General features: G+C 59.5%; 13 protein-coding genes and 1 tRNA gene. 8 read left to right on the top strand and 6 right to left on the bottom strand.

The window, feature by feature from the left end:
• Window positions 1-82 precede the first annotated feature (82 nt).
• The 3 genes from AGR7B_RS03865 (at window position 83) to AGR7B_RS03855 (ending at window position 1,802) form a co-directional block, all read left to right on the top strand.
• Window positions 83-1,096, top strand: a complete 1,014-nt coding sequence (locus AGR7B_RS03865; protein WP_162934037.1) for an NAD(P)H-quinone oxidoreductase — start codon at window positions 83-85, stop codon at window positions 1,094-1,096.
• Between the two features lie 62 nt (window positions 1,097-1,158).
• On the top strand, window positions 1,159-1,440 hold the full coding sequence (locus AGR7B_RS03860; protein WP_003520460.1) for a toxin-antitoxin system TumE family protein: 282 nt from the start codon (window positions 1,159-1,161) through the stop codon (window positions 1,438-1,440).
• The gene (locus AGR7B_RS03855) at window positions 1,437-1,802 is read left to right on the top strand and encodes an HVO_A0114 family putative DNA-binding protein (protein WP_080856058.1); all 366 of its coding nucleotides are present in this window, start codon (window positions 1,437-1,439) and stop codon (window positions 1,800-1,802) included. Before AGR7B_RS03860 ends, AGR7B_RS03855 begins: the two co-directional genes overlap by 4 nt.
• 519 nt (window positions 1,803-2,321) lie before the next feature.
• Here the strand turns inward: AGR7B_RS03855 and AGR7B_RS03845 are convergent.
• The 5 genes from AGR7B_RS03845 to AGR7B_RS03825 all read right to left on the bottom strand — a co-directional run bounded on the left by AGR7B_RS03845 (window position 2,322) and on the right by AGR7B_RS03825 (window position 7,257).
• Complete coding sequence (locus tag AGR7B_RS03845) at window positions 2,322-3,362, bottom strand: sulfate/molybdate ABC transporter ATP-binding protein (protein ID WP_080856057.1); 1,041 nt, start codon at window positions 3,360-3,362, stop codon at window positions 2,322-2,324.
• A gap of 11 nt (window positions 3,363-3,373) precedes the next feature.
• Complete coding sequence (gene cysW, locus AGR7B_RS03840) at window positions 3,374-4,246, bottom strand: sulfate ABC transporter permease subunit CysW (RefSeq protein ID WP_080856056.1); 873 nt, start codon at window positions 4,244-4,246, stop codon at window positions 3,374-3,376.
• Window positions 4,239-5,096, bottom strand: coding sequence for a sulfate ABC transporter permease subunit CysT (cysT, locus tag AGR7B_RS03835; RefSeq protein ID WP_003494311.1), 858 nt, complete (start codon window positions 5,094-5,096; stop codon window positions 4,239-4,241). The genes cysW and cysT overlap by 8 nt, the downstream gene beginning before the upstream one ends.
• A 196-nt stretch (window positions 5,097-5,292) precedes the next feature.
• Complete coding sequence (locus AGR7B_RS03830) at window positions 5,293-6,318, bottom strand: sulfate ABC transporter substrate-binding protein (RefSeq protein WP_065654285.1); 1,026 nt, start codon at window positions 6,316-6,318, stop codon at window positions 5,293-5,295.
• Window positions 6,319-6,816: 498 nt separating this feature from the next.
• Window positions 6,817-7,257, bottom strand: a complete 441-nt coding sequence (locus tag AGR7B_RS03825) for an RrF2 family transcriptional regulator (RefSeq protein WP_003520468.1) — start codon at window positions 7,255-7,257, stop codon at window positions 6,817-6,819.
• A 204-nt stretch (window positions 7,258-7,461) separates the two neighbouring features.
• Between AGR7B_RS03825 and AGR7B_RS03820 the strand changes: the two genes are divergently transcribed.
• Genes AGR7B_RS03820 through cysN form a run of 3 tightly spaced genes read left to right on the top strand, consistent with a single transcriptional unit; the run spans window position 7,462 to window position 10,709 of the window.
• Window positions 7,462-8,244 (top strand): phosphoadenylyl-sulfate reductase, encoded by a 783-nt coding sequence (locus AGR7B_RS03820; RefSeq protein WP_162934036.1) that lies wholly within the window; start codon window positions 7,462-7,464, stop codon window positions 8,242-8,244.
• A gap of 27 nt (window positions 8,245-8,271) precedes the next feature.
• A complete protein-coding gene (gene cysD, locus AGR7B_RS03815) occupies window positions 8,272-9,225 on the top strand; it encodes a sulfate adenylyltransferase subunit CysD (protein ID WP_080856055.1) in 954 nt (317 codons plus the stop codon).
• A complete protein-coding gene (gene cysN, locus AGR7B_RS03810) occupies window positions 9,225-10,709 on the top strand; it encodes a sulfate adenylyltransferase subunit CysN (protein WP_080856054.1) in 1,485 nt (494 codons plus the stop codon). The genes cysD and cysN overlap by 1 nt, the downstream gene beginning before the upstream one ends.
• A gap of 848 nt (window positions 10,710-11,557) precedes the next feature.
• Here the strand turns inward: cysN and AGR7B_RS03805 are convergent.
• Window positions 11,558-11,634 (bottom strand) — tRNA-Pro (locus AGR7B_RS03805).
• A 264-nt stretch (window positions 11,635-11,898) separates the two neighbouring features.
• Here AGR7B_RS03805 and AGR7B_RS03800 point away from each other — a divergent pair.
• Together AGR7B_RS03800 and mqo are read left to right on the top strand one after the other, a co-directional pair.
• A complete protein-coding gene (locus tag AGR7B_RS03800) occupies window positions 11,899-12,321 on the top strand; it encodes a hypothetical protein (RefSeq protein WP_080856053.1) in 423 nt (140 codons plus the stop codon).
• 388 nt (window positions 12,322-12,709) lie between these two features.
• The gene (gene mqo / locus AGR7B_RS03795; protein ID WP_162934035.1) at window positions 12,710-14,443 is read left to right on the top strand and encodes a malate dehydrogenase (quinone); all 1,734 of its coding nucleotides are present in this window, start codon (window positions 12,710-12,712) and stop codon (window positions 14,441-14,443) included.
• Window positions 14,444-14,780 lie beyond the last annotated feature (337 nt).

Genomic DNA, 14,780 nt, shown 5'->3' with positions numbered 1-14,780 from the left:
TGACAAACGGCCTCCTTCCCTAAGCGGCGCATCTGACCTACATCTTCAGGCGACGTCGACACGTGAGGAGTTGCCCCTGGCCATGCCCGACACCAAGACCCTGCCCGAAACAATGCGCCTCATCGACCTCCCTTCCCATGGCGGCCCGGAGGTGATGCGGCTTTCGCAAGCGCCTTTGCCGAAGCCCGCAAAAGGCGAGGTTCTGGTAAAGGTCGAGGCGGCGGGCGTCAACCGGCCGGATGTGGCGCAGCGACAGGGGACCTATCCGCCGCCGAAGGATGCAAGCCCGATCCTCGGCCTCGAAATCGCCGGCGAGGTGGTTGCGCTGGGTGAAGAAGTTACCGAATTCAAGCTGGGCGACAAGGTCTGCGCGCTCGCCAATGGCGGCGGTTATGCGCAATATTGCACCGTGCCGGCCGGGCAGGCCCTGCCCTTCCCCAAGGGTTACGACGCCGTCAAAGCCGCGGCTTTGCCGGAAACCTTCTTCACCGTCTGGGCCAACCTCTTCCAGATGGCGGGCCTCACCGAAGGGGAGAGCGTCCTCATCCATGGCGGCACCAGCGGCATCGGCACGACGGCCATCCAGCTTGCCAAAGCCTTTGGCGCGGAGGTCTATGCCACGGCAGGCTCAGCGGAAAAATGCGAAGCCTGCGTGAAGCTCGGCGCCAAACGGGCGATCAACTACCGCGAGGAGGATTTCGCCGAAGTTGTTAAAGCCGAAACCGGCGGCAAGGGCGTCGATGTCGTTCTCGACATGATCGGTGCGGCCTATTTCGAAAAGAATCTTTCGGCACTCGCCAAGGACGGCTGCCTGTCCATCATCGCCTTTCTGGGCGGCGCCGTGGCCGAAAAGGTCAATCTCACCCCCATCATGGTCAAACGCCTCACCGTCACGGGCTCCACCATGCGCCCCCGCACGGCCGACGAAAAACGCGCCATCCGCGACGACCTCGTCGCAGAGGTCTGGCCACTCATTGAAAGCGGTCAGCTGGCACCTGTCATCAACCGGGTCTTCACGCTGGATGAGGTCGTGGAAGCGCACCGGCTGATGGAAAGCAGCAGCCATATCGGCAAGATCTTGATGCGGGTGTCGTGACGTTTTGAGCAAGATCGTTGTTTTCATTGACAACACAGCAATGTGTTGTCAAGAATAACAACATGAAGGCCATTCTGCTCGAAAAGACGCGCAAAGTGATCGACGAGACGGCCTTCTTTGAGGTTGTCCTGTGGCATCTGCCTGAGCCTGTTCCCGGAAGTCTTCACCCGTTCAAATATCGGCTGGCGCTGGTGATCAAAGGGGAATGTGTTCTGCGTTATGACAATGAACGCGGCAAAGGCGATCATCGTCATATGGACGGGCGTGAAGACACCATCGCCTTCACCACGCTCGAAGCCCTGTTCGATGCTTTTCAGGCGGATATGGAAAGGATTTTGTCATGACCGCACTCACCGTCCGTCTCAGCACGATCAAGGATATCAAGAGCCGCTTTGTTGCCGCCGGTAATCTGGCCTTGTCCGGAAAGCCGGTGGAGGCGAAATCATCCGTCGAATTTTCAAGCTATGAGGACCTGCATCGTATTCTCGCGCCGCTTCGCCTTGCCATCGTCAAGGCTTTGGCCGGACATGGGCCGCTTTCTATCCGGGAGGTTGCCCGTCGGGTTGGACGGGACGTACAGGCCGTTCATCGCGACGTGACGTCGCTCCTCCATGCGGGCATTATCGACCGGAACGAGGCTGGCATCGAGTTTCCCTATGACAGCATCCACTTCGAATTCGACGTAAAGGCCGCAGATGCGGCATAGGGGCCGGGCGTCCCCTGGAAGTAATCCCTCTTGCATTACTGACGAATCGTACTACCTTCTAGTTATGTTCAACGTATCGGAAGGAGGTGATCCAATGTCTAGTGAGATTTCGGTCTCTGGTGCAGGCAATGGAAAGGGTGTGTTTTCGACGGGGCAGCCCTCGTTGTAAACCTCTTCTGCCTTCGGAACGTTGAGAAACAGTCCCGGGTCTGTAAACAGGACCAAACTCATGGAAGGGTCGCTTTGGCGGCCCTTTTCCGTTTTTGCTTATTGCTTCGACGATTGGGGAAATCTGCGCCTCGGGTGCCGGTGCGGCAAGCTCGATGCTCGAGGTACTCGTGACACGCCTCTTCCGTCATGCCGGGCTTGACCCGGCATCCAGCCGGCGCGCGTCTGCGCGACGAAAGGACTCCGTTCAGCCCAAAGACTTGGGCTGGCTGGATACCGGCTCAAGGCCGGTATGACGGAGAACTGGGGAGAGCGCCGTATCATCGACCAGCGTTTGCGTTCACGTATTCCTTATTTCTTCCCGAATACCTTCCACCGCGTCGGCCGGAAGCGCAGTTCCGCGCCCACCGCCACGGCGGCGTTGAGCGGCACCTCGATTTCGAGGTGATAGGGTTCATGGCCGTTATTGGCGATGTCGATTTCGGCGATGCGGGTGCCCGCAAGGCGGCGACAGGTGGTGACCTTGCCGTAAAGCGCATCCTTTTCTTGCGTCAGCACCACATCTTCGGGGCGGAAGAAAAGCTCGCCCTCGCCAGAACCGCTTTCATCGATGCCGATGCTTTCGCCCTGGAACAGCACATGGCCATCGCGGCTCGTCACCGGCAGGCTGGAGGATTCGCCGATGAAGGAGAAGACGAAGGGGGAGTTGGGCGTGTCGTAGACGTCATCCGCCGTGCCCACCTGTTCGATCTTGCCCTGGCTCATGACGACGACACGGTCGGCCAGTTCCAGCGCCTCTTCCTGATCGTGGGTGACGAAGACGGTGGTGTGGCCGGTGCGGTCGTGGAATTCGCGCAGCCAGCGGCGCAGTTCCTTGCGCACCTTGGCGTCGAGCGCGCCGAAGGGTTCATCGAGAAGCAGGACCTTTGGCTCGATGGCGACGGCGCGGGCGAGCGCGACGCGCTGGCGCTGGCCACCGGAGAGCTGGGTCGGATAGCGCTTTTCGAGGCCGGAGAGATGCACCATGTCGAGCAGCTCGGACACGCGTTTGCGGATCTCGGCTTTCGGCGGGCGGTTGGCGGAGGGGCGCACCTTGAGGCCGAAAGCGATATTGTCGGCCACCGTCATATGGCGGAACAGGGCGTAATGCTGGAACACGAAACCGACATTGCGCTCCTGCACCGTGCGGTGGGACGCATCCTCGTCGCCGAAGAAGATTTGCCCCTGCGTCGGCTGCTCGAGGCCGGCGATGAGACGCAGCAGCGTCGTCTTGCCGGAGCCGGAAGGACCGAGCAGCGCGATCAGCTCGCCGGAACGAATGTCGAGCGACACGTCGTTCAGCGCCGGAAACCGATCGAACTGCTTGGTGATGCCGGAAACTTTCACTTCCATGAAGATGCCTTTCAGTGCTTGCCGGCTGCGTTGCCCGCGCCAAAGCGTATTTCGAGAATGGTTTTGAGAATGAGCGTCACCAGCGCCAGACCGGCGAGCAGCGTCGCCACCGCAAAGGCCGCGCCCATATTGTACTCATTATAGAGTATCTCGACATGCAGCGGCATGGTGTTGGTCTCACCGCGAATATGGCCCGAGACCACCGAGACGGCGCCGAATTCACCCATGGCGCGGGCGTTGCAGAGCAGCACCCCGTAAAGCAGGCCCCATTTGATATTCGGCAGCGTGACGTACCAGAAGGTCTGCCAGCCGGAAGCACCGAGCGAAATCGCCGCCTCCTCGTCGCCATTGCCCTGATCCTGCATCAGCGGGATCAGTTCGCGCGCGACGAAGGGAAAGGTAACGAAGATCGTGGCGAGCACGATGCCCGGCACGGCGAAGAGTATTTCGATGCCGTAGCTCTTCAGCCATGGCCCCAACACGCTGTGGGATGAGAACAGGATGACATAGACGAGGCCCGATATGACCGGCGAGATCGAGAACGGCAGGTCGATCAGCGTGATCAGAAATGCCTTGCCCTTGAACTCGAACTTCGCAATCGCCCAGGCGGCCATCACCCCGAAGATGAGGTTCAGCGGCACGGAAATGGCGGCGACGAGCAGCGTCAGGCGGATAGCAGAGAGTGCATCCGGCTCGACAATCGCCTCCCAGAAGCTTTCCGTGCCCTTGCGGAAGGCTTCGAAGAAGACCGAGACCAGCGGCAGAACCAGAAAAGCGGCGAGGAAGACGAAGGCGATGGCGATCAACGCCAGCCGGGCGGGAAAGCTCTCGCTGGCGGGGTCGCGGAACGGCCGGGGGGACGTGCGGGAAGCGGTCTCAGACATAACCGTACCTCTTGCGGCTCCAGGCCTGAATGAGATTGATGAGGAACAGCATGGCAAACGAGATGATCAGCATGATGGTGGCGATGCCGGTCGCGGCCGCATAATTGAATTCTTCCAGACGGATGACGATGAGGAGCGGCGCGATTTCCGAGACGTAAGGAATATTGCCGGCGATGAAGATGACCGAACCATATTCCCCGACACCGCGTGCGAAGGCGAGCGCAAAACCGGTGAGGATCGCGGGTGTGAGGCTCGGCAGCAGAACGCGGGTGATGGTCTGGAAACGGTTGGCGCCGAGTGTTGCCGCCACCTCCTCCACCTGCCGGTCGATTTCTTCCATGACCGGCTGCACGGTGCGCACAACAAAGGGCAGGCCGATGAAGATCAGCGCGATGACGATGCCGGTCGGCGTGAAGGCGATCTTGATGCCGAAGGGTTCGAACAGCGAACCGACCCAGCCGCGATTGGCGTAAAGCGTGGTCAGCGCGATACCGGCGACCGCCGTTGGCAGGGCGAAAGGCAGATCGACGATGGCATCGACGAAGCGGCGACCGGGAAAACGGTAACGCGTCAGCACCCAGGCGACGATGACACCGAAGACCGCGTTGACCAGCGCGGCAAGAAATGCCGTTCCGAAACTGACACGCAGCGCATTCAGCGTGCGGCTATCCGTGGCAATCGCAATGAAATCTGAAAAACCCAGTTTTGCCGTGGACCAGACAAGGCCGCCCAGCGGAATAAGAATGATGAGAAACAGATAGGTGACTGTGTAACCAAGCGTCAGGCCGAAGCCCGGTATGACGCTCGACTGCCGCCATTTCCACCTGTTTCCGGATGTATTATTGCTCATCAAGGCTCCGGATAATCTTTAGTTTGGCGCATTTCCGGACAGGAAACCGGGGTCCGCTTTTCCTGGAAATGCTCTCTGGGAGCCGGTGTTCCCCGGCACTTATTATAAAGTATCGACCGGCACTGTGTCCGGTCGATCGGTTTTTCGTTTCGCTTGTCCCAGCGGACGGACGATCGCTTTTCAGCCTATCATCCGCTTACTTTGCGGGCTTGTAAATCTGGTCGAAGATGCCGCCGTCACCAAAATGTTCGGGCTGCGCCTTTGCCCAACCGCCAAACTGCGGGTCGTCGATGGTGACGAGCTTGATGTCGGGCAGCTGCTTGAGCAGATCCTTGGAGACCACGGCAGGGTTGGACGGGCGGTAAAAGTGCTTCGCCGCAATATTCTGGCCCTCGTCGGAATAGAGATATTGCAGATAGGCTTCCGCCGCCTTGCGGGTGCCCTTGGCGTCGACATTGGCGTCAACCACGGCGACCGGCGGTTCGGCAAGGATCGAGATCGGCGGCACGACGATATCGAAGGCGTCAGCGCCGAATTCCTGACCGGCGAGATAGGCCTCGTTTTCCCAGGCGAGCAGCACATCGCCGATCTGGCGCTGGGCGAAGGTTACCGTGGAACCACGGGCGCCGGTGTCGAGAACCGGGGCGCGCTTGTAGAGCTCGCCGACATAGGCCTTGATCTTGTCCTTGTCGCCCTTGAATTCTTCATTGGCCCAGGCCCAGGCCGCCAGATAGTTCCAGCGCGCACCGCCCGACGTCTTGGGGTTCGGCGTCACGATCTGCACGTCGCCCTTCACCAGATCGCCCCAGTTATGGATGCCCTTGGGGTTACCCTTGCGCACCAGGAAAACGATGGTGGAGGTGTAAGGCGAGGAATTATGCGGCAGGCGGGTGCGCCAGTCCTTGTTGATCTTGCCGGAATTCTGGACGATGGCGTCGATATCGCTCTGCAGCGCCAGCGTCACCACGTCCGCCTCCAGACCGTCGATGACCGAACGCGCCTGCTTGCCGGAGCCACCATGCGACTGCTGGATGGTGACGTCCTCGCCGGTATCGGCCTTCCACTTCTTGGCGAAGGCTTCGTTGAAGTCCTTGTAGAGTTCACGGGTCGGATCGTAGGACACGTTGAGCAGCTTGGTCTGCGCGGCGGCCGAGCCAGCTGCGCCAAGTGCCAGTGAGAGGCTAAGCGCAACAACGCTCAAACCGGACAGAAGCTTGGACATCGGTATTCCCTCCTGATTGCGATGGCTTAACTCTACCGGTTGAGTAGAGTTGGTCAATGAGGCCGAATACGATCGAAAAAGTGTTTCCCGAGAGCGTTTTCCCGGGCAACAAATACAGCGCAGCATAAGCGAAAGGCGCAACAAGCGTCGTGTAAAACTTTACTGAATGCAAAACCGTTTCACATTTTTGACGATTTTTTGCGCTGGCGGCGAAAAATATTATGGGGTTTTAGACGATTTTTTCGTCTGAGCGGTCCGAGGGGATGGGGGGATACATCGTCGCCCAAGTCCGTCGGTTCGGCAGGCTCAAGCTCCCGGTTGTCGCGACGTGCGCTCTCCCGCCCTCATTCCTGTGCTTGTCACAGGAATTCAGCCAGCCCAAGTCCTTGGGCTGAGAGGAGTCTTTTCGCCGCGCAGACGCGCGTCGGCTGGATTCCTGTGACAAGCACAGGAATGAGGGTTGGAGGGGCTGTACTGCACACCTATTGCGCCGAGTGGCTAGGCCGTCAAAAGCTCGGGCACTTCGACACCCGCCACGGCATCGGCGATGGTGGTGTTGAAAAGGATGTTGCGGGTGGCATCGGCCACGCGGGCAAAGACGTGGCGGATCTCGCACTGCTTCTCGCCGTCGCAATCCTCGCAGCGGCGATAGGCGGTCTGCGACAGGCAGGGCAAGGGGGCAAGCGGCCCGTCGATGAGGCGCAGCACCTCGCCGAAGGTGATATCCGCGGCCGGGCGCGCCAAGAGATAACCGCCCTGCTTGCCGCGCCGGCTTTCGACAAGGCGTTCCTTCTTCATTTCGAGAAGGATCTGTTCCAGAAACTTTTTCGGAATGGCCTGTTCGCGGGCGATGTCGGAAATCTGCACAGGACAGGCCCCGTCGGCCTTGGCCAGCGAAAGGAGCGCCCTCAGCGCATATTTTGCCTTCTGCGAAATCATCGTAAAACCAGTAGACCACAAGCCCGGAAACCCGGCAATTCCGGCTTAGCGCAGAAGTTGTCACAATTCAAATCCAAGCTGCGAAGAAGGTGAACGGGTATCTTTTGCTCATACCCTGCGCGCGTGAGGCATTTTTGCTCTCAAGTGCAGCGCACAAAGACTGTCATTTCTGTTCCAAAGGCCGGATTTCAACAATAATCGGCCATGGAAATCCCGGACGTGACAATGACGATCAATTCAGCAAATGCCTCTGCCGATGCCGCTTCCCTCGACGCCACGCTTGCCGGGCTCGATCTGGCGGGTCGGCTTTCGTTTATCGCCGGCCTCGGCGGGCGGGCGGTCTTCACCACCAGCCTCGGCATCGAGGATCAGGTCATTACGGCCGCAATCGGTACGCATCGCCTGCCGATCGACGTCGTGACGCTCGAAACCGGCCGGCTGTTCAAGGAAACCGTCGATCTCATCGATGAGACCGAAGAGCGTTTCGGCATCGAAATCCGCCGCTTTCGTCCCGAGCAGGACGATATCGACGCCTATGCCGAAAAATACGGTCTGAACGGTTTTTACGAAAGCGTCGAAGCCCGTCACGCCTGCTGTCATGTCAGAAAGCTGATCCCGCTCGGCAAGGCGCTGGAAGGCGCCGCCTTCTGGATCACCGGCCTCAGACGCGGCCAGTCGGGCAATCGCGCCACGACGCCTTTCGCCGAGTTCGATGCGGAGCGCAATCTCATCAAGATCAATCCCCTGGCTGACTGGGACATCGACCTCATCCGGGCGCATGTCGCCAAGGAGAACATTCCCGTCAATCCGTTGCATCAGCGCGGTTACCCCTCCATTGGCTGCGAGCCGTGTACGCGCGCCATCAAGCCCGGCGAGCCTGAGCGCGCCGGACGATGGTGGTGGGAAAACGACGAGAAGCGCGAATGCGGTCTTCACGTCGCCGGTGCGGAGCAGACATCCGCCGTTTCCGCCATCCCGCAACGATAATCATTCAGTACATTCCCGGAGTTCACAATGTCCAACGCAGTCCACGAGACGGACAGCAAGAATACTGTCGCATCCAAGCCGCCGCTCGATCCCCATCTGAAGGCGCTTGAAAACGAAGCTATTCATATTTTCCGCGAAGTCGCCGCCGAATTCGACAAGCCCGTGATGCTCTATTCCATCGGCAAGGATTCATCCGTGCTGCTGCATCTCGCGCGCAAGGCGTTTTTCCCCGGCCGCATTCCCTTCCCGCTGCTGCACGTCAATACCGGCTGGAAGTTCAAGGAAATGATCGAATTCCGCGACAATATCGTCAAGGAATACGATCTCGACCTGATTTCCTACACCAACCCGCGCGGTGCGAGCGAAAACGTAACGCCCTTCACCCACGGTTCGGCGCTTTACACCGACATCATGAAGACCGAAGCGCTGCGCCAGGCGCTCGATGCCGGCCAGTTCGATGCAGCCTTCGGCGGCGCGCGCCGCGATGAGGAGGCGAGCCGCGCCAAGGAACGCATCTATTCCTTCCGCACGCCCGACCATAAATGGGACCCGCGCAACCAGCGCCCGGAACTGTGGAACATCTACAACGGCATGGTCCGCAAGGGCGAAAGCGTGCGCGCCTTCCCGCTCTCCAACTGGACCGAAGTGGACATCTGGCGTTACATCGAGGCGGAAAACATTCCGCTGGTGCCGCTCTATTACGCCGCCGAGCGCCCCTATGTCGAACGCGACGGTATGATGATCCTTGCCGAAGACGAGCGGCTGGAACTGCTGCCCGGCGAAGAGATCAAGCATGGCTCGATCCGCTTCCGCACGCTCGGCTGCTTCCCGCTGACCGGCGCGATCCGTTCCGAAGCCACAACGCTTCAGGAAGTTATCGCCGAGCTGGAAATCGCCACCGTTTCCGAACGGCAGGGCCGCGCGATTGACCGCGATCAGTCCGGCTCGATGGAGAAGAAGAAGCGCGAGGGGTATTTCTGATGAGCACTGCCGCCGCCAACACCCCCTCCTCCTCCGCAACCATTCTGCCCTTTGCCGAGCATTCAAAGGCAGCGCGCGACACGCGCCCCTTACGTCTCATCACCTGCGGCAGTGTCGATGACGGCAAGTCGACCCTGATCGGCCGTCTTCTCTGGGACACCAAGGCCGTCAAGGAAGACCAGGCCGCGACGCTCCACCGCGACAGCGGCAAGCAGAACGATCTCGGCCTGCCCGATTTCGCGCTGCTGCTCGACGGTCTTCAGGCGGAGCGCGAACAGGGCATCACCATCGATGTCGCCTATCGCTATTTCGCCACCGACCGGCGCGCCTTCATCGTGGCCGACACGCCCGGCCATGAGCAGTATACCCGCAACATGGCGACTGGCGCTTCCACCGCCGATCTCGCCGTGCTGCTCGTCGATGCGCGCACCGGCATTCTGGAACAGACACGCCGTCACGCCACCATTGCGGCGCTGATGGGCATCCGGCAATTCGTGCTGGCCGTCAACAAGATCGACCTGACGCATTACGACAAAGCCGGTTTCGAGCTGATCGCCCATGAATTCCGCGATTTCGCGTCCAATCTCGGCATCAAGCAGATCACCGCCATTCCGATGTCGGCGCTGAAGGGTGAAAACGTCGTTCTCTCCGGCAAGGCCTCCATGCCCTGGTATGAAGGCCCGACGCTGGTGGAGACGCTGGAGCTTGCCACGGTGCGCTCCGCGCAATCCGGCGGCTTCCGCCTGCCCGTACAGCGCGTCTCGCGCCCCGGTGAAAGCTTCCGTGGCTATCAGGGCACGGTTGCCGGCGGTTCGGTAAAGCCGGGTGACAGCGTTGTCGTCCTGCCTTCCGGCATGGTCGCGAACGTCAAGCAGATCGTCACCTTCGATCTGGTGCGCAACGCCGCCGTCGCGGGCGATGCGGTCACGCTCGTCCTCGACCGTCAGGTGGATGTGTCGCGCGGCGACATGATCGTCTCCATCGAGGCGCAGCCGCAGACCGGCCTTGCCTTCGACGCCCAGATCGTGGCCTTGCAGCCCGGCGGCATCGAGGCCGGCAAGCGCTACTGGCTGAAAAGCGGCAGCCGCCGCCAGCGCGTCAGCGTGCAGCCCGTCAGCCAGCTGAACCTGAAGGAGGGCGAATGGCAAGCGCATGAAACCTCCCTGCCGATGAACGCCATCGGCAAGGTGCGGCTTTCCTTCGACGAGACGGCGATCTTCGATCCCTATGAACAGAACCGCTCGACCGGGTCCTTCATTCTGATCGACCCCGACACCAACAACACGGTTGCGGGCGGCATGATCGCCGGTAAGCGCAGCGTCGGTGCGACGGAAGAAAAGGGCGACCGGGTCATTCTCTCGCTGCCCGCCGATCTTGCCGAAAAGCTGCTGGCCAGCGAACTCCTCGCCAAGCACCGCGACGAGATCGACATCCGCCGCACGGACGGCGCAACGGCCGCGCGGCTGATCGGCGATCTGGGCTGACACGCCCCCTCAAACAAACAAAAGGCGACCGTCAAAGCGGTCGCCTTTTTCGTTGCAGGGCCCATTCCGTGTCAGAGACTGCGGATGGCTTAAAACACGAACATATAAAGCAGAATGATCACGAAGATCGGAACGCCCATAGCCCACAATGCGATACCCTTCAGCATGCTATCCTCCATTGTTGTATGGTTAGATAACGGCTGAGGCGGCTTTCCGATCCATGCCGCTCTCCTGATTTTTACGGGTTGTTTCTCGGCGGCATAAAAAGCTGTTTGTTCATTCGACGTTCATGCACGAAAGACGAATTTGCATGCGGTCGCTCCGCCAAGCGGCCCAACAGAGGCTCGTTGTTTGAAAAAGCAGCGGGCCTCTTTTTGATCGCGATAAGTTGATCGCGAGGATGCCCTTGAAATTAAGGGCCCATGACGGTGATGGATAACTTCTTGGATTGTGAAGAAGAATTGAGGCTTCTAAGACGATTCCTGTCGCGCGTCCCCTGAAACAGGCCGCGACATTGAGGCCTGGCGCTTGGCGGAGCGACGGGCCTCTTTTGTTGGGGTGCCGGGTGGCGACAACAAACGCCCGCCGAAGCGATCCATCTGCTGTTTGACGGCGACGATTCGCATCCGTGAGCGGATGCGGAAAGAAACACTCTCTCCCAAAACGCATACCGGTTGAAGAACGGCGATTTGAACGCAGTTATTCGCCCCAGCGCCCTGATTTTCAGACGCGAGCGGCGAATGCAGTCCAGCCGTCACAGGTTTTCACAGGTCCGGTTTCGGTGCGAGATTTCGATCTTGGAATTTTCGGGATGAGTTGCAAGCCGCTGTATCTATTGGGCTTCAAGCTGGTCGGAGTGAGAGGATTCGAACCTCCGACCCCCACGTCCCGAACGTGGTGCGCTACCAGACTGCGCTACACTCCGTGACCAGCGGCGCTTCTATAGACCAGCCTCCGGCATTCGACAAGCGGCTTATTGCATTTTTTGTGACAAGTTTTTCCCATCTGTTGAAACAACCCTGCCAGGGGCCTGTGGCACCGGCTGGACGGCCTCAAAACGTTACAAAAAAGCAATTGTGGCAGGAAATTTTCATCGAGCCGCACACCTCCCCTGCCCGCCGTCTCCAAATCTGCTAGGGGAACGGAATGACCGGCGGGAAGCCGGACACGGCACAAAGGACATTTCACCATGCTATCTCGCAGCGTAACGCTTGCAGCGTTTGCCATTGCGCTCTCGGCCTGCACCACTTCCACGGGCGGCTCCACTCCCTCTTTCACCCAGAAGAGCCCCGTTGAGACCCGCTGGGTCGGCCAGTCCGCAGGCATTTTCTTCGCAAAATTCGGCCCGCCGCTGAGCGATACGGAAACCGGCAGCTCCACCGTCTATAACTGGCGCGGCGGCTACAGGAAGGCCACCATTCCGGCCAGGTTCGAAGAAGGCAAGGATGGCAAGAAGGGTCGCCAGATCTCGCCCGCCCGCACCGCCTCGCTCTCCTGCACGGTGCAGCTCGTCGTTTCCAGCGATTACAAGATTACCGCCGTGCGCACGGTTTCCGACCGCCCCGGCGTCAACGGCCCGAGCTACTGCGCGGAATTCCTCGCCGCAGACTGATCTTCGGCCACAGACCAGACGCAGCAAGGCCCGCCCGAACCGGCGGGCCTTTTCACTTTTTCGGAATTATTGTCATTTTTCTGAAAAAAATTTTGCCTATAGCCGCACCCCGCGACCCGGAACGCGCCGAAAACAGCGTCATATCCGCCTTTGTGCGATATCCCGCTCACAGAACCCTTTCAACCGTTTGAAAGCGTCGGCAAATCTTCGCCGTCATAAAAATGACGATCGACAAAACCGCAAAATTGGCCGTTGCGACCATATGTCCCTGCAAAATCCCTGCAAAACTGCTTGAACTGGAGTGAAAGAGTCCGGGTTGTGCCGGTTTGCGCTTTGCTGTAACGGGGCGAACGGGAGGAATGTTTTTAACACAAAACAAGAATCAGGTATGGCCGTGACTCCCATCGATCAAGACAAATCCCAGCTCACTGATCTTTCCCAGGAAACATCCCTTTCCAACGCATTTCCCATGAACCGCCGACAGGTTCTGGGCGGCGCGCTTGCCGGCATTGCCGCAGCGGCGCTGCCAGTTACACCTCTTCTCGCCAACACGGCTGCCAAGAAGGTCGACGTGCTTTTGATCGGCGGCGGCATCATGAGCGCGACGCTCGGTGTTTGGCTGCGTGAACTCGAGCCCACCTGGTCCATGCAGATGCTGGAGCGGCTGGATGGCGTTGCGCTTGAAAGCTCTAACGGCTGGAACAATGCCGGCACCGGCCATTCGGCGCTTGCCGAACTCAACTACACGCCGGAAGACGACAACGGCAACATCAAGATCACCCAGGCCGTCAACATCAACGAATCCTTCCAGATTTCCCGGCAATTCTGGGCATGGCAGGTGCGCAACGGCGTTTTGAAGAACCCACGTTCCTTCATCAACCACACTCCGCATATGAGCTTCGTCTGGGGTGACGAGAACGTCGCCTATCTGGAAAAGCGCTATCAGGCGCTCAAAGCCAGCCCGCTTTTCGCCGGCATGGAATATTCCACCGATCCCGAGCAGATCAAGAAGTGGGTGCCGCTGATGATGGAAGGCCGCGATCCTTCCCAGAAGATCGGCGCGACGTGGTCGCCGCTCGGCACCGACATGGAATTCGGCGAAATCACCCGCCAGTTCGTATCGCACCTGCAAAGCGACCAGAATTTCGACCTGCAGGTCAATAGCGAGGTTTCCGATATCCAGCGTAATGCCGACGGCAGCTGGCGCGTGACCTATACGAACACCAAGACCGACGCCGAACAGGTGGTGGATGCGAAATTCGTGTTCATCGGTGCTGGCGGCGGCGCGTTGCATCTGTTGCAGATGTCCGGCATTCCGGAAGCGGATGATTATGCCGGTTTCCCTGTCGGCGGCTCGTTCCTCATCAACGAAAACCCCGACGTAACGATGCAGCATCTGGCCAAGGCCTATGGCAAGGCCTCGGTCGGCTCGCCGCCCATGTCGGTGCCGCATCTCGATACCCGCGTGCTGGGCGGCAAGCGTGTCATCCTGTTCGGACCTTTCGCCACCTTCTCCACCAAGTTCCTGAAGGAAGGCTCCTATTTCGATCTCGTCTCCTCCGTCACCACCAGCAATGCCTGGCCGATGGTGCGTGTGGGCATCGATGAATATCCGCTGGTGGAATATCTCGCCGGCCAGCTGATGATGTCGGATGACGACCGTTTTGCCGCGCTGAAGGAATATTTCCCGAATGCCAAGCAGGGCGAATGGCGCCTGTGGCAGGCCGGCCAGCGCGTGCAGATCATCAAGCGCGACGAAGAAAAGGGCGGCGTGCTGCGGCTCGGCACCGAAGTCGTCGCCGCCAGGGACGGCAGCATCGCCGGCCTGCTCGGCGCTTCGCCGGGCGCTTCCACGGCCGCCCCGATCATGCTCAGCGTTCTGGAAAAGGTCTTCAAGGACAAGGTGGCAACACCGGAATGGCAGGCCAAGATCCGCCAGATCGTGCCGAGCTACGGTACGAAGCTCAATGACGACCCGGAAAAGGTGCAGCAGGAATGGGCCTATACCGCCGAGCACCTGCAGCTGCCCACCCCGCCGCAGATCGACCTTGAGGCGCTGAAGGGCGCCGGTGCGGCGCCTGCGGGTGCGCCGGTGAAGAAGGTGCCGGATATCGCGCTTTAAGGCCTGGCTGCGATTTAGGATTGGACGCCGCGTGTCTCTGGATGCGCGGCGTTTTTATGAAATCTATACGCAAAACTCGGTGCTTAGATCACCTAACTTCTTATAAGGCTATTTCCGCTTAATAAACTTGAAATAGACAAAGAGCATCGCAGCAATTCCCCCTCCGATGATACACGCCCATTTCAACTCACCGAGATATGCAATTACAGCAAACACGACGATGGGAAGCACCCAGAAAATCCATTCGAAATCGGGCTTCTTTGGAAGTTCGTTGGGGGATGGTCTGGGTTCTAACGTCTGGGTCACTGCTATACACTCCTAATGTCTGAATTCAGAC

Source organism: Agrobacterium deltaense RV3 (assembly GCF_900013505.1).
In the GTDB taxonomy this organism is placed as follows: domain Bacteria; phylum Pseudomonadota; class Alphaproteobacteria; order Rhizobiales; family Rhizobiaceae; genus Agrobacterium; species Agrobacterium leguminum.
The sequence above is the reverse complement of the archived record's forward strand: the minus strand, read 5'-3'. Positions and strand labels throughout refer to the sequence as shown.

Excerpts from the sequence above, each read along its gene's own strand:
- AGR7B_RS03865 (WP_162934037.1), top strand. The coding sequence starts at position 83 with ATGCCCGACACCAAGACCCTGCCCGAAACAATGCGCCTCATCGACCTC.
- AGR7B_RS03860 (WP_003520460.1), top strand. The coding sequence starts at position 1,159 with ATGAAGGCCATTCTGCTCGAAAAGACGCGCAAAGTGATCGACGAGACG.
- AGR7B_RS03855 (WP_080856058.1), top strand. The coding sequence starts at position 1,437 with ATGACCGCACTCACCGTCCGTCTCAGCACGATCAAGGATATCAAGAGC.
- AGR7B_RS03845 (WP_080856057.1), bottom strand. The coding sequence starts at position 3,362 with ATGGAAGTGAAAGTTTCCGGCATCACCAAGCAGTTCGATCGGTTTCCG.
- cysW (WP_080856056.1), bottom strand. The coding sequence starts at position 4,246 with ATGTCTGAGACCGCTTCCCGCACGTCCCCCCGGCCGTTCCGCGACCCC.
- cysT (WP_003494311.1), bottom strand. The coding sequence starts at position 5,096 with ATGAGCAATAATACATCCGGAAACAGGTGGAAATGGCGGCAGTCGAGC.
- AGR7B_RS03830 (WP_065654285.1), bottom strand. The coding sequence starts at position 6,318 with ATGTCCAAGCTTCTGTCCGGTTTGAGCGTTGTTGCGCTTAGCCTCTCA.
- AGR7B_RS03825 (WP_003520468.1), bottom strand. The coding sequence starts at position 7,257 with ATGATTTCGCAGAAGGCAAAATATGCGCTGAGGGCGCTCCTTTCGCTG.
- AGR7B_RS03820 (WP_162934036.1), top strand. The coding sequence starts at position 7,462 with ATGGAAATCCCGGACGTGACAATGACGATCAATTCAGCAAATGCCTCT.
- cysD (WP_080856055.1), top strand. The coding sequence starts at position 8,272 with ATGTCCAACGCAGTCCACGAGACGGACAGCAAGAATACTGTCGCATCC.
- cysN (WP_080856054.1), top strand. The coding sequence starts at position 9,225 with ATGAGCACTGCCGCCGCCAACACCCCCTCCTCCTCCGCAACCATTCTG.
- AGR7B_RS03800 (WP_080856053.1), top strand. The coding sequence starts at position 11,899 with ATGCTATCTCGCAGCGTAACGCTTGCAGCGTTTGCCATTGCGCTCTCG.
- mqo (WP_162934035.1), top strand. The coding sequence starts at position 12,710 with ATGGCCGTGACTCCCATCGATCAAGACAAATCCCAGCTCACTGATCTT.